Genomic DNA, 21,670 nt, shown 5'->3' with positions numbered 1-21,670 from the left:
AGGCGCTGCGCCGCCGAAACCCAACTGCGGGAGGCCCCTTGGCGGCGCTTTTCCACGAGTGCCGGAGGCGGTCCGACAAGCGGCCCCGGGCGCGGCTCAGAAGGCGGGGCGGAAATGCACCTTGCCGCGCCACATCGACGTGTCGAACAGCGGCATCATCGCCCCGCGCATCGTCGCGTTGAACTGGGTCGCGTGGCATTGCGCGGCGGTCGTGGCGGCGGCGAGGTCGGCGGGGGCGTAGCGCAGGCTCTCGGTCAGCAGCGCCGGATCGGTCTCGGCCCAGCGCGCCATTTCGGGCACCGGCGGCAGGCGGCCCGCCGGGATGCCCACATAGAGCAGCTGCGGGCGATAGGCCGCGGCGAGCGACTGCATCGCCTCGGTCACCAGCGCGCTGACCATGCGGTGATCGCTGTGGCCGTAGCCGCCGTCCGGGCCCCAGGTCAGCACCAGGCCGGGATCGTGCTCGACATAGTGGGCGGCGAACTGCGCGAGGAAGCGCTGCGCCGGGGCATCGGGCGCCTGCGGGGACTGGGCCAGAGTGCCGTCGCCCAGCCCCTCGAGAAACACCGCCTCGGCACCCAGCGCCTTGGCCGAACAGAGCGCCTCGCCGCGCCGCACCTCGCCGAGCGCCGGCCCGCGCGCGCGGTCGGTCACGCCCGGGCCCTGATCGCCGGTGGTCGCGAACAGCAGCGTCACCTTGCGCCCCTGCCGCGCCAGCGCCGCGAGCGCCGGGGCCATGGTCAGCTCGTCGTCGGGATGCGCGAGCACGACCAGCACGTCCTGCCGCTCCGGCGGGGTCTGCGCGGCGGCGGGTGCGACGGCGAGCGCGGCTGCGGCGATGGTGGCGGTGATACGGATCATGTTGGCCCCTCCCTTTTCTTCGCTTCCTGCCACCGCCGCGCGGGTGCTTGCAAATCCTTGCGCGGTCGCCGCGCCTCGTTATGCACGGCGATCATGAGCCACGAGACGATGATCGCCCGCCTCGCCGAACCTTTCGGCTCCTTCCCTGCAATCCTCATGGAATGGTCGCGCCTCCGGGGTGACGAACTCGCGCTCAGGGACGAGCGGCGCGAGGTCTACTGGGCGGAACTGGTCGGGCTGGTCGAGCGGCTCGCGGCGCGGCTGGTCGAGACCGGGCTCGAGCGCGGGCAGTCGGTGGCGATCCTCGGGACCTCGACGGTCGAATATGCCTTGGTGTTCCTCGCCGCGGTCCGCGCCGGGGGCGTCGCCGCGCCGCTGACGACCAGCGCGACCCCTGAGCAGCTCGCCGGGATGGCGCGGGATTCGGGCGCGATCCACCTGTTCATCGACGCCGCCAAGGCGGCCGAGCTCGGCCCCGATTTCATGGCCGAGCTGATCCGCGTGCCGCTCGAGAGCATCGACCAGTGGATGGCCCCTCCGGGCAGCCGCGCGCCTGACTTCGTGCCGGAGCCCCGGGACCCGTTCAACATCATCTATTCCTCCGGGACGACCGGCATCCCCAAGGGGATCGTCCACTCGCACCAGATGCGCTGGCGGCAGTTCGCGGCGACGGCGCTGAGCTATCTCGGCGCCGGGCTCGAGGTCCGCTCGCTCGCCTCGACGCCGCTCTATTCGAACACGACGATGGTCGCCTTCCTCCCGGTGCTGCTGGCGGGCGGCTGCGTGCGGGTGATGGGCAAGTTCGACTGCGCGAAGTGGCTCGAACACGCGCAGGCGGACCGCACGACGATCACCATGCTGGTGCCGGTGCAATACCAGCGGCTGATGGATTTCCCTCAGTTCGACGCCTTCGATCTCTCCAGTCTCAGGCTCAAGTACTGCACCTCCGCCCCCTTCTCCGCCGAGCTCAAGAGCGAGGTGCTGCGGCGGATGCCGGGCGGGCTCATCGAGATCTACTCGATGACCGAGGGCGGGGTGGTGTGCCTGCTCGCGTGCCACGAGTTCCCCGACAAGCTCCACACCGTCGGTCGTCCCGCGCCGGGGAGCGAATTGAAGGTCCTCGACGACGAGGACCGCGAGGTGCCGCCGGGCACGCCGGGCAACCTCGTCGGGCGCAGCCTCACCATGATGAGCGGCTACAAGAACCGCCCCGACAAGACCGCCGAGGCGCAGTGGACCGACCCCGCGACCGGCGAGGTGTGGATGCGCATGGGCGACATCGGCCGGGTCGACGCGGAGGGCTTCGTCGAGCTGGTGGGCCGCGCCAAGGACATGATCATCTCGGGCGGGTTCAACATCTATCCCAGCGATCTCGAGGCCGAGCTGGCGAAGGAGCCGGGGGTCGCCGAGGCGGCGGTGGTCGGCGTGCCCTCGCGCGCATGGGGGGAGAGCCCGGTCGGCTTCGTGGTGCTGAGGGAGGGCGCGGCCGATCCGCAGGCGATCCTCGCCGCGGTCAACGCGCGGCTCGGCAAGACCCAGCGGCTCGCCGCGCTTCACCCCATCGCCGAGATGCCGAGGAGCCATATCGGCAAGCTGCTTAAGAGCGAGCTGCGCGAGGAAGCGGCGCGGCGCGGCGGGGTCGCGTGACGCAAGGCCTGAAACGGCCCGGCCCGGCGCTCCTCGCGGAGAACCGGGCCGGGCGGGGGGCTTCGCGGGCTACGCCTCGCGTCTCATACGATAAACGTCTGGAACGCGGTGCCGCTGAGGGCAACGGCGAGCAGCAGGGCGATGGCCTTTTCGCTGATGATACGCATGGTACGGGTTTCCCTGTTCTGTTGTGGTTGGGGGCCCGGGCGGTCCGCAGGGGAGAGGGGGGAGAGAGAACCGCGCCGGGCTTGGGCATCATATGAATCGTCAGGCGCAATTTTCAATCCCAACGTAGATTGGAAATAACGCATCACCGCAATCGAAAACGGCAATCAACGGCGCAGCAGCGAAGCGCGGCGCGCCGGGGCGGCTCGAGACGCGGCCACCAGTTCAGGGGGGGAGGGTAGTGGCCGCGTCTCTTCGCTGCCGATCCGGCGGGACGCCGGATCGCGACGCGCGGAGGGCCGAGCGGGGGAAGGCTGGCCGCTCCTGCCGCGTCGGCAGGCATGGCAAGCGGCCGTTTTCGGTCGCACTGCCGGGCAATGGCTCCGGGGGGAGATGGCCGGGATGGAGAGAGGAGCCCGGCGCCGCATCGCTCGAGCGGCGAAGTGGTGTTCGACGGCGTCGAATTCAAATGCGAAAACGCCAAGGTCGATTGCATCATTTGCAATAAGACCGCGCGGACGCGAACGCAAGGCGGCCGCCGGATCGCCCCGGCGGCCGCTTGCTTTTCAGGAGGTTGGCCTCGCTCAGTTGGCGGCGAGGCTCGCAGCGCCGCGGCCCTCGCGCAGCGCGATGCGCTCGAGCTCGGTCTTCGCCGCGGCGCGCGCCTCGGTCAGGCACTTGCTGTCGATCGCCTTGCCCGAGTGGGTGTAGCGCGCCGCACCCTCGAGCGCGCAGGCCTTCTTGAGGCGCGCCTCGATGCGCGCCTCGAGCACGGCGCGGCCTTCGCTGGTGGTCACGTCGACGTCGCCGTAGCCGATGCGCACGGTGACGGTTTCCTGCGCCGCAGCCGGAACGGCGACGGTGGCGAGGGCGAGGAGGGGGAGAAGGAAACGCATGGGTCTGAACTCCGGAAACAAGAGAGGGTGTCGGGGAGAGATGCCGCTGGCCGGCATTCGGTTGCTGTTTGAAACTCTGGTGCAGCGCACAAGAGCATTGTGCAAATGCGAATTCGGGAAAGATGGTTCCAAACTTTGCAACGCATTTCCGCCACTTTTTCGGGAACCTTCTGGAATTCTGCCATCATTTGTGTGCTGCACCGCAAAAATGCCTAGGCGCGCGCGGCGATGCTGGACAGCACCCGGCGCGCTCCTTAATCGGCGGCCATGAGCGCGCACTCCTCCGGGCCCCACGTGGGCGACTCCGCCGTCTCCGACTCCATCCTGATCGTCGACTTCGGCTCTCAGGTGACCCAGCTGATCGCGCGGCGGGTGCGCGAGGCGGGCGTCTATTCCGAGATCGCGCCCTTCACCCAGGCCGAGGCCGCCTTCCACAGGCTGAGCCCCAAGGGCATCATCCTCTCCGGCTCGCCCGCCAGCGTCCCGGCGGAGGGCTCCCCCCGCGCGCCGCAGATGCTGTTCGAGGCGGGGGTGCCGATCCTCGGCATCTGCTACGGCCAGCAGGTGATGAGCCACCAACTGGGCGGCGAGGTGAAGCCGGGGCACGAGACCGGCGAGGGCGGCGAGTTCGGTCGCGCCTTCCTCACCGTCACCGCCGAATGCGCGCTGTTCGACGGGCTGTGGGAGGTCGGCGAGCGCCACCAGGTGTGGATGAGCCACGGCGACAAGGTCACCGCCTTCGCGCCCGGCTTCGAGATCGTCGCGGTGAGCGACGGCGCGCCCTTCGCGGTGATCGCCGACGAGGGTCGCCGCTTCTACGGCACCCAGTTCCACCCCGAGGTCGTCCACACCCCCGACGGCGGGCGGCTCATCGCCAACTTCGTGCGCCATGTCTGCGGCCTCGCAGGCGACTGGACGATGGCCGAGTTCCGGCAGACCAAGATCGCCGAGATCCGCCAGCAGGTCGGCGACAGGCGGGTGATCTGCGGCCTCTCCGGTGGGGTCGATTCGGCGGTCGCGGCGGTGCTGATCCACGAGGCGATCGGCGACCAGCTGACCTGCGTCTTCGTCGACCACGGCCTCATGCGCCTCGGCGAGGCCGAGCAGGTCGTCACCCTGTTTCGCGACCACTACAACATCCCGCTCGTCCATGTGGAGGCCGAAAGCCTGTTCCTCGGCGGGCTCGCCGGGCTCACCGATCCCGAGGCCAAGCGCAAGTTCATCGGCAAGACCTTCATCGACGTCTTCGAGGCCGAGGCGGCGAAGATCGGCGGGGCGGATTTCCTCGCGCAGGGCACGCTCTATCCCGACGTGATCGAGAGCGTCAGCTTCACCGGCGGGCCTTCGGTGACGATCAAGAGCCACCACAATGTCGGCGGCCTGCCCGAGCGCATGAACATGGCGCTGGTCGAGCCCTTGCGCGAGCTGTTCAAGGACGAGGTGCGCGAGCTCGGCCGCGAGCTCGGCCTGCCCAATGCCTTCGTCGGTCGCCACCCCTTCCCCGGCCCCGGCCTCGCGATCCGCATTCCGGGCGAGGTCACCAAGGAGCGCTGCGACATCCTCAGGAAGGCCGACGCGATCTACCTCGAGGAGATCCGCGCCGCCGGGCTCTACGACGCGATCTGGCAGGCCTTCGCGGTGCTGCTCCCCGTCAAGACCGTCGGCGTGATGGGCGACGGGCGCACCTACGATTCGGTCTGCGCCCTGCGCGCGGTGACCTCGACCGACGGGATGACCGCCGACGTCTACCCCTTCGACGCCGGCTTCCTCACCCGCGTGGCGACCCGCATCGTCAATGAGGTCAAGGGCATCAACCGGGTGGTCTACGACTACACCAGCAAGCCCCCGGGCACGATCGAGTGGGAATGAGCGTCACCACCCCTCTTCCGACAGCATCACAAATCGCATAGGGCTGGCGCCATGCCGAAGCTTCGCCCCCTTGCTCTTGCCGCCATGCTTGCGCTGGGCCTCGGGGCCTGCGCGCAGCAAGCCGCCGAGGCACCGGGCGATGCGCCCACCGCGCCGGCGGCGGTGACCGAGGGGACCTGGACGCTCGACCCGGCCGCCTCGAAGCTCACCTATGTCTCGATCAAGGCGGGCGAGATCGCCGAGACGAGCCGCTTCGACCGCCTCTCGGGCCGGGTCGCGCCCGACGGCACCGCGAGCCTCGCGATCGACCTCGCCTCGCTCGACACCGGCGTGGCGCTGCGCGACGAGCGGATGCGCGAGATGTTCTTCGATGTCGCCGCCAATCCGACCGCGACGGTGACCGCGACGCTCGACCCCAAGGCTTTCGCCGGCCTCGCCGTCGGGCAGGCGCTGACCCGGCCGCTCAAGGCGAGCGTCACCGTCAAGGGCGTCACCGCCGAGGTCGAGACCGAGGTGCTCGTGACCCGCGTCACCGATGACCGGGTGACCGTCGTGCCGACCGCGCCGGTGATCGTCTCGACCGACATGTTCGAGCTCACCGACGAACTCGGCGAACTGCGTGCGGCAGCGCAGCTGCCCTCGATCACCCCGGCGGTGCCGGTCAGCTTCATCCTCGCCTTCAACCGCGGCTGAGTGACGCTACGGCGCGCGTGCGCCGCCCCTGCTCCCCGCAAAAGCGCACTTGAAAGCGCCGCGCAACTCGGCTTGTCTCCGGCGCAAACACGCATTCACGAGGGGAGAGCACACGCCATGAAGACCGCCATCACCGAAATGTTCGGCATCGAGCACCCGATCATCCAGGGCGGGATGCACTATGTCGGTTTCGCCGAGATGGCCGCGGCGGTGTCGAATGCCGGCGGGCTCGGGATCATGACCGGCCTGACCCAGGGCACGCCCGAGAAGCTCGCCAACGAGATCGCGCGCTGCAAGGACATGACCGACAAGCCCTTCGGCGTGAACCTGACGATCCTGCCGACCCTCACCCCGCCCGACTATCCGGGCCTCGTCAAGGCGGTGATCGACGGCGGGGTCAAGGTCGTCGAGACTGCCGGGCGCAATCCGGTCGAGCTGCTCCCGCCGCTGAAGGACGCCGGGATCAAGGTGATCCACAAGTGCACCTCGGTCCGGCACAGCCTCAAGGCGCAGGAGATCGGCTGCGACGCGGTGAGCGTCGACGGCTTCGAGTGCGGCGGCCACCCGGGCGAGGACGACGTGCCGAACTTCATCCTCCTGCCGCGCGCGGCGGACGAGCTGGAGATCCCCTTCGTCTCGAGCGGCGGGATGGCCGACGGGCGCAGCCTCATCGCCTCGATCGCGATGGGCGCGGCGGGCATGAACATGGGCACCCGCTTCATCGCCACCAAGGAGGCGCCGGTGCACGAGAACGTCAAGCAGGCGATCCTCGCGGCCTCCGAACTCGACACCCGCCTCGTCATGCGCCCGCTCAGGAACACCGAGCGCGTGCTCAACAATGCCGCGGTCGAGCGCCTGATCCAGAAGGAAAGGGAGCTCGGCGACGCCATCACCATCCAGGACATCCTCCCCGAGGTCGCGGGGGTCTACCCCAAGATCATGATGGAAGGCGCGATGGACGAAGGCGCGTGGAGCTGCGGCATGGTCGCCGGGCTGATCCACGACATCCCGACCTGCAAGGAGCTGATCGACCGGATCATGCTCCAGGCCGAGGAAATCATCGCCCGGATGCAGGCGATGGCGCGCGCCTGAACGCGATGAAGCGTTCACGGGGCGTGCCACTCTGGGCGCACCCTAGGTAAAGCCCCGAATTCCCGAGCGTGCTGCACTGCGGCACCATGCAGTTTCGCGATGCGCCCGAGTCTGGAGGGGCCGGCGCAGCGCCTGTGTGGCTGCAAATGTGTTCGTCCGGCGCGGCGGGATCGGCCTCGCCTGATGGTTGGACGGGAGTCGTGGAATGGAATGGTTCGGAGGCCCGGCTGCGCTGGGCGGTGTCATCACCGGTTTGATGCTGGCGGCGTGGATGCTCGGGCGCTGGCAGAGCGGGCTCGCCCCCCCGCCCGCCCGGCGCGAGACGCTGGCCGATGACGTGCCGAGCTCCGAGGCGCTGTCGCGCGCGCTCGCCGGTCAGCAAAGCGATGCAGCCGATGCCGAAACCTCAAGGCCGCTTGCCAGCGACGAGCGGCGCAGCGCCCTGGCAGGCGGTGCCTCGCTCGGCGAGCTGCACGAGCAGGTCAGCGCCTATCGCCGCGCCGAGCAGGTCCTCGCCGACGCCGATGTCGAGGGGCTGCAGCTCTACTGGGCGGGGCCCGGCGCTTGCGAGCCCGCCCCGCGCGCGGCAATCGGCGTGCGCCACGCCGCTGCGATGCGCCACCCCGGCGGTGCGGATTGCGCCTGCGGGACCTGCACGGCCGACTGCCCCAGGGCAGGGCCGCCGCGCGCCGATCAGCCTTCCTTGGCGGTGCCCTTCACCCGGGTGTAGGGGATGAAGTCCTCGAAGAACACCGCGCCGCTGAACATGCCGGTGACGCGGTCGATCGTGGTGATCGTGTCGAGCCGGCACAGCTGGCTGCCGCTGAAGCGGGTGCTGACCAGCGTGTCATTGGTATCGATGCTCTGCGGGTCGCGGGTGCGCTGGACGTAGATCGTCTGGCCCGAGCCGTAGACATAGGCGGTGCCGTCGATGGTCCGCACCGGATCGCGCAGGTTGTTGCGGATGCACGAGACGGGCGCGCCGGCGACCCGGCCCTCGAGCAGCTTGGCGAGCTTGGTCTCGCCCTTGGTCGGGGTCGCGGCCGCATCGACCTTGGCCTCGACCTCGCCCTGCTGCTGCGCGGCGGCGGGCAGGGCGGCGGCGAGCGCGAGTGCGGCGGCGCCGAAAGCCGTGCGGGTGAGAACAGGGACTCGGGTCATGAGACGCTCTCCTTGGCGAAGTCTTGCGCGCGTGTATGCCCCGCCGACGCTGAACCTGCGCTGAGCGGCCCCCTCGCTAGTCGCGCCCGATCTTGCCCGGATCGCTCGCGGCCGAGGCGATGTCGGCGAGGCCCGCCTGGTCGGCCCCGTCCGCCGGGCCCCCGCGCAGCACGAAGCGCCGGTCGCAATAGCCGCAGTCGACATAGCCGTGCTCGTCGATCTCGAGGAACACGCGCGGGTGGCCGAGCGCGGCGGGGCGATATCCCTGGCCGCCGCGGATGCCGCTCGATCCGTCGCACATCACCCGGTGCGCGTCGACCACCAGGACTTCAGGAGGGGGAATGCTCATGGCCTGCGCCGTTACCCCCGCGCGCTGCCGAGCGCAATTGCCTTTAGGGGCGCGCTTGCCTAGGCGTGGGGGATGCCAGCCCCGAGCCCTTCAGCGCCCGCCATCCGCATCGACAACCTCGTCAAACGCTACGCTCCCGCCAAGGGCGCCAGGGGCAGCATGAGCGAGGGCAAGCTCGCGCTCGGCGGGGTGAGCTTCGACGTGCCGGAAGGCGCGATCTTCGGGCTGCTCGGCCCCAACGGGGCGGGCAAGTCGACGCTCATCAACATCCTCGCCGGGCTGGTCAACAAGACCGCCGGCAGCGTCGACATCTGGGGCTTCGATATCGACCGCGACCGCCGCAACGCGAGCCGCTCGATCGGGATCGTGCCGCAGGAGATCGTCTTCGACCCCTTCTTCACGCCCTTCGAGGTGCTCGAGAATCAGGCGGGGTTCTACGGCATCCCCGCCGCCTTGCGCCGTTCGGAGAAGCTGCTCGAGGCGGTGCGGCTCGCCGACAAGCGCGATGCCTATGCGCGCACCCTGTCGGGGGGCATGAAGCGGCGGCTGCTGGTGGCGAAGGCGATGGTCCACGCACCGCCGATCCTGGTGCTCGACGAGCCGACCGCGGGGGTCGACGTCGACCTCAGGCGCCAGCTCTGGGAACTGGTCAGCGAATTGAACCGCGAGGGCGTGACGGTGGTGCTCACCACCCACTACCTCGAGGAGGCCGAGGAGCTGTGCGACCGGATCGCGATCATCAACCACGGCCGGGTGATCGCCGACAAGCCGACCCGCGAGCTGGTCGAGATGGCGCGCGAGAAGATCGTCGCGGTGACGAGTGCCGCCGACCTCGCCGCCGCGCCCGCGCACGAAGCCTTCGGCAAGGTCGAGTGGGACGGCGCGCGCGCGATCGAGGTGACCTACGACAAGGACCGCCTCAGCGCCGGGCAGGTGCTCGGCATCCTCCAGTCGCAGGGCATCGCCATCGTCGACGTGACCACGCGCGAGGCCGATTTGGAGGATGTCTTCGTCCAGCTCACTGCGGCCGGCCCGGACGCCGCCGGCTGATCAGCCCGCGGCGCCGTCGGTCGGCTCGCTCTTGGCTTCCTGCTTGCGCCAGTTGCGCCGCGAATGGCGCACGATCGGCGCGCCGCAATGGCGGCATTCGCCGACGTAATCGTACCCGTTCCACCGGACCTGCTTGCGGTCGGGATCGTGGCGGTTCAGCAGACAACCAAGGCCGAATACGGACATGCGCGAATGTGCCCCGAAATGAGGTAACGTCCAGTCAGACTATGTGCGGCCCGATGGCACGAGCCGTTTCGTTGAACGAGTCGCGCTGCGGCGGTGAGTAGCATTGTGCTGCACTGCAACCTAGCGGCAAATACGTAGGTCACCCCCCAAAAAACAACCGGATTGCAGGGCTCTTGCCGAAAGCTGAAATGCCAGCCATTGCACCGCCATGGCGACCCTCGAGGCAATAGCGCAGCCGCATGACATTCTGGTGATCGGCTCGGGCGCGGCGGGGCTCACCGCGGCGCTCGCGCTGGCCGAGACGCGGCGGGTGCTGGTGCTGGCCAAGGGCTCGCTGACCGGCGGCTCGACCGCCTGGGCGCAAGGGGGCATCGCCGCGGTGCTCGACGCGGGCGACACCTTCGCGGACCACATCCGCGACACCATGGTCGCGGGCGCCGGGCTCAACGACCGGGCGACGGTCGAATTCGTGATCGAGCGCGCGCCCGCCTCGATCGACCGGCTGTGCGAACTGGGCGTGCCCTTCAACCGCGAGAGCGGAGACTTGCACCTCACCCGCGAGGGCGGCCATTCGCACCGCCGCATCGTCCATGTCGACGACGCGACCGGCTGGGCGGTGCAGGAGGCGCTGCTGCGCGCCGCCGAGGCCAATCCGAACATCACGCTGCTCCCCGGGCGCACCTGCATCGACCTCGTCACCGACCGCCACCGCGAGCACTTCTCCGCCGCGGGCCGCGTGTGGGGGGTCTATGCGCTCGACGAGGCGACGGGGCGCGTCGAGTGCCACACCGCCCGCGCGACGGTGCTCGCGACCGGGGGCGCGGGGCGGGTCTACCAGTTCTCGACCGCCCCGCGCGGCGCGACCGGCGACGGCATCGCGATGGCGTGGCGGGCGGGCGCGCGGGTCTCCAACATGGAGATGATGCAGTTCCACCCGACCTGCCTCTACCACCTCGAGACCAAGAATTTCCTCATCACCGAGGCGGTGCGCGGCGAGGGCGGGCGCCTGATCAACCCGCGCACCGGCAAGCGCTTCATGGAATACTACGACCCCGAGCGGATGGAGCTCGCGCCCCGCGACGTGGTCGCCCGCGCGATCGACGCCGAGATCAAGCGCTTCGGCCTCGACTATGTCCACCTCGACATCAGCCACGAAGACCCCGACTTCGTGCGCGGGCACTTCCCGACCATCTACGACAAGCTGATGGGTCTCGGCATCGACATGACGCAGCAGCCGATCCCCGTCGTCCCCGCGCAGCACTACACCTGCGGCGGGGTGGTGGTGGACCTCGCCGCGCGCACCGACGTCCCGGGCCTGTGGGCGGCGGGCGAGTGCACCGAAAGCGGCCTCCACGGCGCGAACCGGCTGGCGTCCAATTCCTTGCTCGAATGCTTCGTCTTCGGCGAGGCCGCCGCGCAGGACATCCTCGCGCGCTGGGACACGCTCGAAGCGCCCCCTGCGATCCTCCCCTGGGACGAAAGCCGCGTGACGGACTCCGACGAGGAAGTCGTCATCAAGCAGAACTGGACCGAGATCCGCCGCTTCATGTGGAACTACGTCGGCATCGTGCGCACCACCAAGCGGCTGGAGCGCGCCGCAAGCCGCATCGAATTGCTCAAGCGCGAGGTCGAGGACTACTACGGCGCGTTTCGGGTGACGACCGACCTCATCGAGCTGCGCAACCTCCTCCAGGCCGCCGAGCTGATCGTGAGGAGCGCCCTTCGCCGCAAGGAGAGCCGCGGGCTGCACTACACGCTCGATTACCCCGAGCTGGCGGAGGAGGCGAAGGATACGGTGCTGGTGCCGTGAGCGAGCATCGCGAAAGGATCGAAGCGGCCATTCATCGCTACCTTTCGCTTTTCGAGCCTGAGAACACAGCCTCCACTCTGCGCGACGTGGCGATGGCGCTGGATGACCTCGTCCGCGTCTACTTCAATACTCCAGCCGTCGAGCCGGACACCACCGACGGGTTTGCGGCACCGCGTTTCGATGAAGCCGCGTTTGGCCGGAGTGCGGCTCGTTTCTTCGAAAGAGATGACGTGATCTGGCTCATCGACCCAGAAGGCGGGCCTGATCAGGAGGCCATGTGCACCTTCGCGACCTCCGAATTGGCCGAAATCGCGGCCGATCTCGCCAAGGTGCTGTGGGCCTTTGAAAACTGTTCAGAGGCTGATGCAATTTGGGAGTTCCGGTTCGGCTACCAAGCGCACTGGGGCGATCATTTGCACCGCTTGAGGCACTATCTGCACGGGCTTGCCGCTTGGTAGCCTGACCCGCTCGTCCTGAGCTTGTCGAAGGACCGCGTTTCTCTTTTTGCTACCGTGAGAAGTGAAAGACAGCCCTTCGACAAGCTCAGGGCGAACGGAGGATCGGGAAATTCGGCTGGCGTTCAGGCGCACCGCTCTAGCGAGCTGCCAAATGATGCAATGTTGGGGCGCGCGATGAAGAGGCTGCTGACTTCCCTATCCCTTTTGGCGCTGGTTGCCGCCCCCCTTGCCGCGCAAGACGCACCGCCAGAAGAAAACGCCATCGTCGTCACCGCCCAGCGCTCGGGCGCGCCGATGTGGATTGTCGAGACGCCTTCCGGCACCGTCATCCTCGTCGGCGAGATTCGCGCGATCCCCAAGACCACCCCGTGGGAGCCCGCGCGGCTCGAGGAGGCGACCCGCGCGGCCGATCGCGTCATCCTCGGCGCGCGGCCCAAGGTTTCGCCGGGGGACGTCTTCCGGCTGATGTTCTCCGGCGGCAAGCTCACCAAGCTGCCCGACAAGACCGTGGCGGGCGACTACCTCGCCCCCGCCCAGATCCAGCGGCTCGAAGCGCTCGCCGCGGCGCACAAGGAGGACTATTCGCGCCAGTCGTTCCTCCTCACCTCCTTCAAGATGCTGCGCGAGGAGCTGCGCTTCAACAAGGACACCGCGCGCGACGCCTCGGACGTGGTGAAGGACGCGGCCGAGAAGGCCGACATCGCCATCACCCGCGCCGCGACGCTCAGGGGCGAGGACGTGATCGACAATCTCTTCGAAGCGCCCCCCACCGCCCACATCCCCTGCCTCGACGCGGCGATGGACGCGGTCGAGGCGGGGCCGCAGATCGTCGAGGAGCGCGCGACCAACTGGCGGCGCTTCAGGATTCCCGCCGTCATGGCGAACCCGCTCGAGAGCGCGCTCGGGAAATGCTGGCCCTGGGCGGACGAGACTTTGGGCAGCGAACTCAGGACCATCTGGGTCGATCGCATCGCCGAGGCGAGCGCCGCGAAGGGCACCACCCTCGCAGTCGTGCCATTGCGGGTGTTGGCGGAAAGCGGCGGGGTGCTTGACCAATTGGACGCGCGCGGCTTCGATATCGCCGGACCGCCGTGGAAGTGACCGCGGAGGTCGGTCGAGAGGATAAGCCTGCGCCATGCCCACCATCGTCACCCCCAACACCGGCATCGAGCTCTTCTACGAGGACAGCGGAAGCCCCGAGGCTGAGGTGATCCTGCTGGTCATGGGCCTCGGCGCGCAGATGACGCTGTGGCCGGACGAGCTGGTCGCGGCGCTGGTCGGCGACGGGTTCCGGGTGATCCGCTACGACAACCGCGACATCGGCCTCTCGCAGAAGATGGAAGGCGCCCGCGCGCCCTCGCCGGCGGTGCAGGTGCTGCGCAAGAAGATCGGCTTCCCCGCCAGGGTGCCCTACACGCTCAGGGACATGGCCGACGACGGGATCGGGCTGCTCGACGCGCTGGGGATCGGACGCGCGCACGTGGTCGGCGCCTCGATGGGCGGGATGATCGCGCAGCTGATGGCGGTGCACCACCCCGACCGCCTCCTCACCCTCACCTCGATCATGTCGACCACCGGCAACGGCAAGCTCCCCCAGGCCGAGAAGCACGCGATCGACGCGCTGACCGCGCCCTTGAAGGGCATGGACGAGGCAACGCTCGTCGCCCACGGCCTCAACATCGCGCGGAACATCGGCACCCCTGACAGCGAGGAATTCCCCTTCGACGAGGCGGCGCAGCGCGAGCGGGTCCTGCGGAACATGCGCCGGAGCGTCTATCCGGCGGGGCTCCCGCGCCAGCTTGCCGCGATCATCGACGACGGGTGCCGCCGCGCGCGTCTCGCCAGCGTGCGCACGCCGACGCTGGTGCTCCACGGCGAGGCCGATCCGCTGGTCAAGCTCGCCGCGGGCGAGGACACCGCGCGGCACATCGCGGGTGCGCGGCTGGTGACGATTCCCGGCTGGGGGCACGACCTGCCGCTGCCGCTGATCCCGCGCGTCGCGGGCGAAATCGCCGGTCACGCGCGCGGCGGCTGAGCGGGGGTATCGCAAAAGCTGCACGCTCCGCCGCTCGCACCCCTGCGCGGGCGGCGAGCGGCTGGTCGCAAGGCCGTTTCCTCAAGCAGATTAGGGTCGGCGAGGGGCATCTTCATAGCTCTCGCCGGTGCTGTCGAATGGCACAGCACAAGGAGACGATCATGACCCTGCGCGCCTACACCACCCCCCAGCTCGAAGAGCTGGGCACCTTCGAGAAGCTGACCCAGGCTTCGGGCTGCCCCGATGCGCTCGACGCGACCTTCCCGGCCGGGACCCCGATCGGCGAGCTCACCTGCGCCGTCGACGACGGGCTGTCCTGAGCCTTTCAGCGCGGGGTGGCGAAGGGGGTGATGCCGGGGTCTCCGGGACGCGCCGCCGCCGCCTCGCGCGCCTCTTCGTACATCGCGCGGATGACCGGCAGCTCGGGATAGACCTCGGTCATGAAGCCGAGGAGCCTCCGCGTGTCGACGTAGCAGATGCGCCGTCCCGCGAAGCCGAATTCGCTCACCACCTGATAGCCCTGCGCGACGAGATGGTCGCGGGTGGCATCGTAGTCGGCGGCGAAACTCGCGCAGTGGTGGAGCACCGGCTGGCCGTCGGCTCGTAGCATCTCGTGGAAGGCGCTCGGCCCCCGCGAGACCACCTCGATCACCTCGACGTTGATTGCCCCCGTCTGCACGAACACCCCGCGGATGCGGATCGGCTCGGTGGGCTTGCCGCGGTAGACGTGGTCGGCGAGCACCCCCTCGGTGCCGCCGAGGAAGGGGCCCCAGCCGAAGGTGCGATTGAGCGCGGCGCAGCCTTCCTCGAGATTGCGGACGAGATAGGCGTTCTGGACGAGCGTGACGGGGAGGAGGCTCACCCGCGCGCGTCCAGCCACGCGCGCGAGGTGCGCGCGCATTCGCGGGCGCGCTCGGCGAGGTCGGGGAAGGCGTCGCGCAAGGCGGCGGAGCGCTCCTCGATCGCCAGCGGCAGGTGATCGGGCAGCGCGTCGACCATCGCCGCGAGCGGGAGCCCCCCTTGGCCGAGCGGCAGGCGGCGGTTGATCGCGTCGTCGATGATGGCGTCGAAATTCTTGACGTCGGGCCCTTGCGCGGGCGCATCGCAGGGCTGGCAGTAGGACAGCCACGCGCGCGGGATCGCCGCGAGGTCCTCCGCCGTCCCGCCCGAGCGCGCCCAGTGGAGCGTGTCGACCAGCAGCGCCTTGGCCGCGCCCTCGACGGCTTCCAGCACCGCGCGGGCCATGTGGATGGTCTTCACCTCGGTGAAGATGCCGAATTCGAGATTGACCCTGACCCCGGTGCCCGCGGCGGCGCTCACCAGCGTCTGGAACTTGGCGGTGGTGGCGGCCATGTCGGGGTCGGACGAGACGCACAGGAGATTGCGCGCGCCAAGCTCCGCGGCGATGTGGACCAGTTCGGTCAGCCACGGATCGGGCGGGCCGGGCATGATCCATGCGACCTCGCAGTCGAGCAGCTGGACGCCGGCGTCCTGTGCCTGCCGCCGGATCGCGCGGGTTGTGGCGGGGGTCCAGCTGTCCTTCTCGACCCACATCCCGCCGAAGTCGAAGTCGCTCGCGGCGGCGCATTCGATGAGCTGGGCGGGGGTGGCCTCGGGCATGATCCCGGCGGCGAGCGAGATCAGGCGGCGGGTCACAATGTCTGCCCGTCGTCGAGCACGAAGTCCGCGCCGGTGACGAATTCGGCGGCGTCGGAGCACAGGAACAGGATCATCGCGTCCAATCCCTCCTCGCCCATCAGCCGGCGTTTGGGGAAGCGGGCGATCTGCTTGCGGCCGCCCTCGGTGTCGAACCACGCGTCGTTGATCGCGGTGCGGATGTAGCCGGGGGAGACGGTGTTGACGCAGATGCCGGAGCGCGCCCATTCGCGCGCGAGCGTGCGGCCGGCCTGCACCACGCCCGCCTTGCTCGCGGCGTAGGCGACGAGGCCGGGGGAGGGCTCGAAGGCGGTGATCGAGGCGATCAGCACGATCCGGCCCTTGGTCACGCCTCCCGCGATCATCCGCTTCGCCCCCTCGCGAGCCGTAAGTATCGCGCCCTTGAGGTTGATCGCGAGGGTCTGCTCGATCTCTTCCTCGGAGATGGTCGTCGCCATCCCCGCACCATCGACCCCGGCATTGGCGATGACCGTGTCGATGGGAGCGCCGAACGCCGCCTCGGCCGCGTCGAAGCCCGCAACGATGTCCGCCTCGCGTGCGACGTCCATCGTGACCGCGGCGGCGGCGGGGCCAATCTCGGCGGCGAGCGCGGCGAGGCGGTCGGCCCGCCGCGCGCCGAGCGCGACCTGCGCGCCGCTCGCGGCGAGGATCCGCCCGAACCGCGTGCCGAGCCCCGAGGACGCGCCGGTGACGAGCGCCCGGCGCCCGGTGAGGTCGAAGGAGAAGCTCATCGGTCTTTCAGTCTTTCGTCATTGCGAGGAGCGAAGCGACGCGGCAATCCATGGCCGAACCGTGCCGCTTGCGGAACCCTCGGTCCATGGATTGCTTCGCCTTCGGCTCGCAATGACGAAGGGGATTAACCGACAGCCGGCAGCTCCCCGTTCACGTATTTCATCAGCGTCGTCTGGAAGTGCCGCACCCGGCTGTCCTGGTAGTGGCCGAGCTCCATCAGCCCGCCCTTCATCGCCTTCATGCCTTCCTGCACGTAGGGGAGGTTCGCCATGTCCTGGTCGAAGACATTGGCGAGCTGCGGGCCCATGATGTCGTTCGCCCAGGCGAAGGGCTGGTCGTCGGGGATGGTGACCATCGCCACCGCGCGGCGGCGCGGCTCGCCCTTGGGGGTGGGGAAGAGCAGGCGGATCTCCATGATGCACCAGTCGGGCGTGTCGCCGGGCAGCCAGCGATAGACGAGGGTCGGCAGGAAGCCGATCCACGGCGCGAAATTGGGGAAGATGTTGTAGGTGAAGTTGTCGAGGATTTCGGTGTCGGCGGCGTCCGAGTAGTCGTAGCCGTATTGCTCGGCAAAGCCCCTGCGCCCCGCCTCGGCGAGGAGCTTGCGCGCGCCCAGCGGATCCTCGGGGTCGTAGCCTTCGGGCACCTCCTCGCTCGCCGAGAAGCGGCGGTTGGTGCGCGCGTCCTGCCCGCCCGAGAACTCGTTCATCTTCTCGAGCACGTAGTCGGAATTCTTGCCTTTCACGTGCGGGCTGAGGACGCCCGAGGGGGTGATCGCGCGGTTGAAGTGATCGCCGATCAGGTCGTAGCGGGTGTTGGCATCGCCGAGGAAGGCGAGCAGCTGCGGGTGGGTGGTGATCGAGTGCCAGGCCTCCATGAAGGCCTCGGCGGTGGCTTTCCAGTTGGCGGGGATGCGCTTCTGCACCCACATGCCCGTATAGCGGTTTGCGAAGTCGTAGCGCTCGTAATGCGAGGCGGCAGGACCCAGCCAGGTCTTGAAATCGGGCAGGGCGTGGTTCTCGGTGAGCATCACGAAGCCCTGCCACAGCTCGACGCGCGCCTGCGGCAGGTCCATGTCCTTGCCCTCGAGGTGCTTGAAGTCCCACGCGCAGGGGATTTCCTTCAAGGAGCCGTCGTTGCGCCAGGTGAAGCCGTGGAACGGGCAGCGCAGCTGGACCGACTGGCCGCTCTCGGTGCGCAGCTTGCGGCCGCGGTGGAGGCAGGCGTTGTAGAAGGCCTTCACGCTGCCGTCCTTCTGGCGGATCAGCAGGAAGCTCTTTCCGGCGATGTCGAAGACCACGGTGTCGCCCGCGTCCGGCATCTCGTCCTCGCGCGCGGCGAAGAGCCACACGTTGGGCCACATCTTCTCGCGCTCGAGCTTCGCGAACTCCTCGGAGATGTAGGGCGCGACCGGCAGCGGGTCGTCGCCCATGTCGATGTGCGATTCCTCGAACAGGTAGTCGGGCGCGCGGCGGGTGTCGCCGTTCAGCATGTCGGTGTAGCTGATCCCCGGGCAGCGGTCGCCGCGGGCAATGTCCTTGATCTCGTTCATCGGGTGTGTCCGGTCCTCTCGCGGGGGTGCGCGCACCCCGTCCCACGTCCTCGCACTTTGTGCAGTGTCTCGGGCGGAGAATATCACACAGCTTCGCCGGGAGGACACCCTATCGGATTGGAGAGGAACATGGCTTTACGGGGCAAGATGGCCGATCTGGGCGACATAATGCAGCTCGCCTTCGTGCCCGCGGATTTCGACGCGGCGGTGCGGCACTGGACCGGGACGATGGGGGTGGGCCCCTTCTACATGATCGAGGGCATCCACCTCGACGGGATGACGTATCGCGGAGCACCCACCGAGGCGGTGTTCGACCTCGCGCTTGCCTATTGGGGGGACTTGCAGATCGAGCTGATCCGCCCGCGCGACGATCACCCTTCGATCTACCGCGGGGAATACGGGTCGACCGGCAACGGCCTCCACCACGTGTGCATCCTCGTCGACGACCTCGCCGCGGCGCGGGCGGTGTGCGAGGAGGCCGGGGCCGAGGTGGTGATCGAGGGGCGCTTCGGAACGAGCGAGGTGATCTACGTCGACCCGGGCACCGGACCGGGGACGCTCGTGGAGATCCTCCAGCAGGCCAAGGACGGGCCGGACCTGTTCGGGATGATAAAGGCTGCCGGGCAGGACTGGGACGGGTCGGAGCCGCTGCGGAAGCTGGGGTAAGTCCACCCCTCCCGCTCGCGGGAGGGGAGCGAGACTTGGCGGCTTGCCGCCTAGTCGCAGCGGGGTGGGCCTGCGCCAGCGGCCACGTGCGAGGCCTTTGGCCTCGCCCCACCCCCGACCCCTCCCGCAAGCGGGAGGGGAGATGAAGGTCAGTCGCTCGCGCCCAAGTACCCCAGCTGCCCCGCCTTGAAGATCGTCTGCGCGCGGTTCACGCTGTCGAGTTTCTCGCCCGCGCGGTGGATGTGGTAGCGGATCGTCGCGTGCGACCGGTTGAGGATCATGCTGATCTCCTTGTCGGTCTTGCCGATCGCCGCCCAGCGCAGGCATTCGACCTCGCGCTTGGAGAGCACGCAGTCCGAGGGGATGCGCCGCTTGGTGCGGTTGGCCTGGACGTAGCCGGCGACGAAGCAGCGGGTGACCATCGCGAAGAGCGCGCCGTATTCGGCGAATTCCTGGGCAAGATCCTCCTTGCTGCGGTCGCAGCTGATGAAGCTCGAGGCGCTGATCTGGCCGAAGGGCAGGTGCGTCGGGATCACGATCGCCGCCTTGCAGAGCGCGCGGCGCTCGAAATCGGCAAGGTCGATCTCGGCGAGGTAGTGGTTGCGCCAGCGCGTGTTGAAGCCGTGGCGGTTCACCCAGAAGGGCTCGCTCTCGTAGCGGCAGGCGCGCGGCAGCGGCGAGTGCAGCGCGAGGCGGTGGTCCTCCCACCAGCGCGCGCCGTCGTCGAGCCAGCGGAAGATGTCGGCGTTGAGGATCGTGCCTTCCGCATCGACCATCGGCTCCTTCGAGGAAATGTCGTCGCACACCGCGATCTGCATCCCCCGCTCCTGCGCGATGCGGGCGAGGTTCACCGCCGCATCGTGGATATCCTCCGGGCAGGTGATGGTGACCGCGGCGAGCATCTGCTCGAGCGATTCGCGTCCCTGCGGCGTGCGCAGCTCGACAACATTCGTAGCCATGTAGGGGGCGGCTCCTCTCATTTGTTCTTTGAGTCGGAAGACTAGCGCAATTTTGTCGATTGTCCTCATCATTTACGTAGGGGAAGCGAGGCCCGCGCGGGGCTAGCGAAAGTGACATGAGGCAAGGAGAGGCGATGGTGAGCGAGGGGGTGTTCGGGGGTGCGAATTTCGGTGTGGTCCTGAAGGCCTTGGGCAATGCGATCGAGCCTGCGCGGCCGGCGCTCGTCCACGGGGAGCGCATCGTCACCTGGGGCGAGCTCGACGCGCTGACCGACGCCATCGCGGCGGAGCTGAGGGCGCGGGGGCTGAGGCCGGGCGACATCGCCGGGCAGATGCTGAGGAACACCCCCGACTACATGCTCGCCTGGTTCGGCTGCGCGAAGGCGGGGGTGGTGCCGGTCAACGTCAACTACCACTACAAGGCGCGGGAGCTCGCGGACATTTTCACCCGCTTCGGGTTGAAGGCGCTGTTCACCGAGAGCGACTTCGCCGAGGCCGCCAGCGCGGCGATGCCGGAGGGGACGCTGACGATCGACGTGGGGGGCGCGGAGTGGGAGGCGCTCTGCGCGAGCGAGGTGCCGGAAGGCTTCGCGATCCACGATGACGCGCAAGCGCTGTTCCTCACCGCCACCGGAGGCACCACGGGGATGCCCAAGGCGGTGATGTGGCCGATGCGCGAAGCCTGGGGCGCGTTCAACATCGGCGTCTGGCAGCGCCCGCCCGGCACTCCGCCGCTGGTGGTCGCCAGCCTCGCGGAGCAGGTCGCCGAGGCCGCCCGGATCGGCCCCGAGCACCCGGCGAGCACCTCGCCGCTGCTGCTATTGTCGCCGCTGATGCACGGCGCGGGGCAGTTCACCGCGGTGATCCACCTGCTGAAGGGCGGCACGCTGGCGCTGCTCCCGGCGCCGAAGTTCGACGCCGATCTGGCGCTGGACGAGATCGCACGGCTGGGCGCCAGGGGCGTCTTCATCGTCGGCGACGCCTTCGCGCTGCCGATCGCCGACCGGCTCGACGCGCGCGGCGACGGGGCGGAGGTGCTGGCCTCGCTGAGGAGCATCACCTCCTCGGGCGCGGTGTTCTCGCCGGCCCTCAAGCAGCGGCTCCTCGCGCACCATCCAGGGCTGATGATCGTCGATGCGCTGGGATCGTCGGAGAGCTCGGGCACCGGGATCGTCGTCACCACCGCCGCCGGCAGCAGCGGCGGGGGCAAGTTCCAGCCGCTCCCCGGGCCGGGCCGCGAGGTGCGGCTGTTCGACGAGAACCTCGAGGAGATCCCCAAGGGCACCGCGGGCGTCGGCATCGTCGCGCGCACCGGGCCGCTGCCGCTGGGCTACCTCGGCGAGGATGAGAAGAACGCGGCAACCTTCCCGGTGATCGACGGCAGGCGCTGGCTGATGACCGGCGACCGCGCGCGCTGGGCGGCGGACGGCACGCTCGAGTTCATCGGCCGCGACAACATGTGCATCAACACCGGCGGCGAGAAGGTCTTCCCCGAGGAGGTCGAGGCGGTGCTGCTCGAGCATCCCGCGGTCAAGGACGTGCGCGTCGTCAGCCTTCCGGATGCGCGCTTCGGGCGCAAGGTCGTCGCGGTGGTGCAGCCGGAGGGGGAGGTCGACGAGACCGCGCTCGACGCCCATGCCCGCGCCGGGCTCGCCGGCTACAAGATCCCGCGGCGCTACGTCATCACCGCGCAGTCGCTGCGGCTCAACAACGGCAAGCCCGACTACAAGACCGCGCAGGCGATCGCGGATGCCGCGCTAACGCGCTGAAACGCGGCGCTTCGGCGCCCTGTTGCAACCTAGGTTGTGCCAT

Annotated in this window: 24 protein-coding genes; 13 read left to right on the top strand and 11 right to left on the bottom strand. The window is 69.1% G+C overall.

Features of this window, described 5'->3' with window-relative positions; translation table 11 throughout:
• Positions 1-96 precede the first annotated feature (96 nt).
• On the bottom strand, positions 97-861 hold the full coding sequence (locus ACLBKU_RS04835) for a PIG-L family deacetylase (RefSeq protein ID WP_410178401.1): 765 nt from the start codon (positions 859-861) through the stop codon (positions 97-99).
• A gap of 93 nt (positions 862-954) precedes the next feature.
• Between ACLBKU_RS04835 and ACLBKU_RS04830 the strand changes: the two genes are divergently transcribed.
• Complete coding sequence (locus tag ACLBKU_RS04830; protein WP_410178400.1) at positions 955-2,508, top strand: class I adenylate-forming enzyme family protein; 1,554 nt, start codon at positions 955-957, stop codon at positions 2,506-2,508.
• 83 nt (positions 2,509-2,591) lie between these two features.
• On the opposite strand, the gene ACLBKU_RS04825 is transcribed toward ACLBKU_RS04830, so the two are convergent.
• Entirely contained in the window at positions 2,592-2,819 is a 228-nt protein-coding gene (locus tag ACLBKU_RS04825) for a hypothetical protein (protein WP_410178399.1), read from the bottom strand.
• A 438-nt stretch (positions 2,820-3,257) separates the two neighbouring features.
• On the bottom strand, positions 3,258-3,569 hold the full coding sequence (locus tag ACLBKU_RS04820) for a UrcA family protein (protein WP_410178398.1): 312 nt from the start codon (positions 3,567-3,569) through the stop codon (positions 3,258-3,260).
• Between the two features lie 267 nt (positions 3,570-3,836).
• Here ACLBKU_RS04820 and guaA point away from each other — a divergent pair, with 267 nt between their 5' ends.
• The 4 genes from guaA to ACLBKU_RS04800 all read left to right on the top strand — a co-directional run bounded on the left by guaA (position 3,837) and on the right by ACLBKU_RS04800 (position 7,953).
• On the top strand, positions 3,837-5,438 hold the full coding sequence (gene guaA, locus ACLBKU_RS04815) for a glutamine-hydrolyzing GMP synthase (protein WP_410178397.1): 1,602 nt from the start codon (positions 3,837-3,839) through the stop codon (positions 5,436-5,438).
• 51 nt (positions 5,439-5,489) lie between these two features.
• Positions 5,490-6,131, top strand: coding sequence for a YceI family protein (locus ACLBKU_RS04810; protein ID WP_410178396.1), 642 nt, complete (start codon positions 5,490-5,492; stop codon positions 6,129-6,131).
• Positions 6,132-6,248: 117 nt separating this feature from the next.
• Entirely contained in the window at positions 6,249-7,223 is a 975-nt protein-coding gene (locus tag ACLBKU_RS04805) for an NAD(P)H-dependent flavin oxidoreductase (RefSeq protein ID WP_410178395.1), read from the top strand.
• A 205-nt stretch (positions 7,224-7,428) separates the two neighbouring features.
• Positions 7,429-7,953 carry a hypothetical protein gene (locus ACLBKU_RS04800; RefSeq protein WP_410178394.1) on the top strand — a complete coding sequence of 175 codons (525 nt, stop codon included), beginning with the start codon at positions 7,429-7,431 and terminating at the stop codon, positions 7,951-7,953.
• Here the strand turns inward: ACLBKU_RS04800 and ACLBKU_RS04795 are convergent.
• Together ACLBKU_RS04795 and ACLBKU_RS04790 are read right to left on the bottom strand one after the other, a co-directional pair.
• On the bottom strand, positions 7,917-8,384 hold the full coding sequence (locus ACLBKU_RS04795; RefSeq protein ID WP_410178393.1) for a hypothetical protein: 468 nt from the start codon (positions 8,382-8,384) through the stop codon (positions 7,917-7,919). The genes ACLBKU_RS04800 and ACLBKU_RS04795 overlap by 37 nt on opposite strands.
• Before the next feature lie 76 nt (positions 8,385-8,460).
• Positions 8,461-8,733, bottom strand: a complete 273-nt coding sequence (locus tag ACLBKU_RS04790) for a zinc-finger domain-containing protein (RefSeq protein WP_410178392.1) — start codon at positions 8,731-8,733, stop codon at positions 8,461-8,463.
• A 72-nt stretch (positions 8,734-8,805) separates the two neighbouring features.
• Here ACLBKU_RS04790 and ACLBKU_RS04785 point away from each other — a divergent pair, with 72 nt between their 5' ends.
• Positions 8,806-9,783: an ABC transporter ATP-binding protein gene (locus ACLBKU_RS04785; RefSeq protein WP_410178391.1), complete on the top strand. Its 978-nt coding sequence runs from the start codon at positions 8,806-8,808 to the stop codon at positions 9,781-9,783.
• On the opposite strand, the gene ACLBKU_RS04780 is transcribed toward ACLBKU_RS04785, so the two are convergent.
• Positions 9,784-9,969 carry a hypothetical protein gene (locus ACLBKU_RS04780; protein ID WP_410178390.1) on the bottom strand — a complete coding sequence of 62 codons (186 nt, stop codon included), beginning with the start codon at positions 9,967-9,969 and terminating at the stop codon, positions 9,784-9,786. It lies immediately after the preceding gene.
• A 208-nt stretch (positions 9,970-10,177) separates the two neighbouring features.
• On the opposite strand from ACLBKU_RS04780, the gene nadB reads away from it, so the two are divergent.
• The 5 genes from nadB (at position 10,178) to ACLBKU_RS04755 (ending at position 14,592) form a co-directional block, all read left to right on the top strand.
• Positions 10,178-11,779 carry an L-aspartate oxidase gene (nadB, locus tag ACLBKU_RS04775; protein ID WP_410178389.1) on the top strand — a complete coding sequence of 534 codons (1,602 nt, stop codon included), beginning with the start codon at positions 10,178-10,180 and terminating at the stop codon, positions 11,777-11,779.
• The gene (locus ACLBKU_RS04770; RefSeq protein WP_410178388.1) at positions 11,776-12,237 is read left to right on the top strand and encodes a DUF5063 domain-containing protein; all 462 of its coding nucleotides are present in this window, start codon (positions 11,776-11,778) and stop codon (positions 12,235-12,237) included. Before nadB ends, ACLBKU_RS04770 begins: the two co-directional genes overlap by 4 nt.
• A 174-nt stretch (positions 12,238-12,411) precedes the next feature.
• A complete protein-coding gene (locus ACLBKU_RS04765; RefSeq protein WP_410178387.1) occupies positions 12,412-13,338 on the top strand; it encodes a TraB/GumN family protein in 927 nt (308 codons plus the stop codon).
• Positions 13,339-13,372: 34 nt separating this feature from the next.
• Positions 13,373-14,272 carry an alpha/beta fold hydrolase gene (locus ACLBKU_RS04760; protein ID WP_410178386.1) on the top strand — a complete coding sequence of 300 codons (900 nt, stop codon included), beginning with the start codon at positions 13,373-13,375 and terminating at the stop codon, positions 14,270-14,272.
• Positions 14,273-14,409: 137 nt separating this feature from the next.
• Complete coding sequence (locus ACLBKU_RS04755) at positions 14,410-14,592, top strand: lasso RiPP family leader peptide-containing protein (RefSeq protein ID WP_410178385.1); 183 nt, start codon at positions 14,410-14,412, stop codon at positions 14,590-14,592.
• Positions 14,593-14,597: 5 nt separating this feature from the next.
• Here ACLBKU_RS04755 and ACLBKU_RS04750 read toward each other — a convergent pair whose 3' ends face one another.
• The 4 genes from ACLBKU_RS04750 to ACLBKU_RS04735 form a co-directional block, all read right to left on the bottom strand.
• A complete protein-coding gene (locus ACLBKU_RS04750) occupies positions 14,598-15,152 on the bottom strand; it encodes a VOC family protein (protein ID WP_410178384.1) in 555 nt (184 codons plus the stop codon).
• Positions 15,131-15,928, bottom strand: coding sequence for a sugar phosphate isomerase/epimerase family protein (locus ACLBKU_RS04745; protein WP_410178383.1), 798 nt, complete (start codon positions 15,926-15,928; stop codon positions 15,131-15,133). The genes ACLBKU_RS04750 and ACLBKU_RS04745 overlap by 22 nt, the downstream gene beginning before the upstream one ends.
• Positions 15,925-16,680 carry an SDR family NAD(P)-dependent oxidoreductase gene (locus tag ACLBKU_RS04740; protein WP_410178382.1) on the bottom strand — a complete coding sequence of 252 codons (756 nt, stop codon included), beginning with the start codon at positions 16,678-16,680 and terminating at the stop codon, positions 15,925-15,927. Before ACLBKU_RS04740 ends, ACLBKU_RS04745 begins: the two co-directional genes overlap by 4 nt.
• A 125-nt stretch (positions 16,681-16,805) precedes the next feature.
• Entirely contained in the window at positions 16,806-18,233 is a 1,428-nt protein-coding gene (locus ACLBKU_RS04735; RefSeq protein WP_410178381.1) for an aromatic ring-hydroxylating oxygenase subunit alpha, read from the bottom strand.
• A 129-nt stretch (positions 18,234-18,362) separates the two neighbouring features.
• Here ACLBKU_RS04735 and ACLBKU_RS04730 point away from each other — a divergent pair, with 129 nt between their 5' ends.
• Positions 18,363-18,899 carry a VOC family protein gene (locus ACLBKU_RS04730; RefSeq protein ID WP_410178380.1) on the top strand — a complete coding sequence of 179 codons (537 nt, stop codon included), beginning with the start codon at positions 18,363-18,365 and terminating at the stop codon, positions 18,897-18,899.
• A 149-nt stretch (positions 18,900-19,048) separates the two neighbouring features.
• Here the strand turns inward: ACLBKU_RS04730 and ACLBKU_RS04725 are convergent, their stop codons facing one another.
• Positions 19,049-19,858, bottom strand: a complete 810-nt coding sequence (locus tag ACLBKU_RS04725) for a helix-turn-helix transcriptional regulator (RefSeq protein WP_410178379.1) — start codon at positions 19,856-19,858, stop codon at positions 19,049-19,051.
• Between the two features lie 134 nt (positions 19,859-19,992).
• Here ACLBKU_RS04725 and ACLBKU_RS04720 point away from each other — a divergent pair, with 134 nt between their 5' ends.
• The gene (locus ACLBKU_RS04720) at positions 19,993-21,627 is read left to right on the top strand and encodes an AMP-binding protein (RefSeq protein WP_410178378.1); all 1,635 of its coding nucleotides are present in this window, start codon (positions 19,993-19,995) and stop codon (positions 21,625-21,627) included.
• Positions 21,628-21,670: the final 43 nt, after the last annotated feature.

Origin of the sequence: Erythrobacter sp. NE805, assembly GCF_046452355.1 — a bacterium.
GTDB lineage: Bacteria > Pseudomonadota > Alphaproteobacteria > Sphingomonadales > Sphingomonadaceae > Erythrobacter.
Note: the sequence above shows the minus strand (reverse complement) of the source record. Positions and strands in the feature narration are given on the sequence as shown.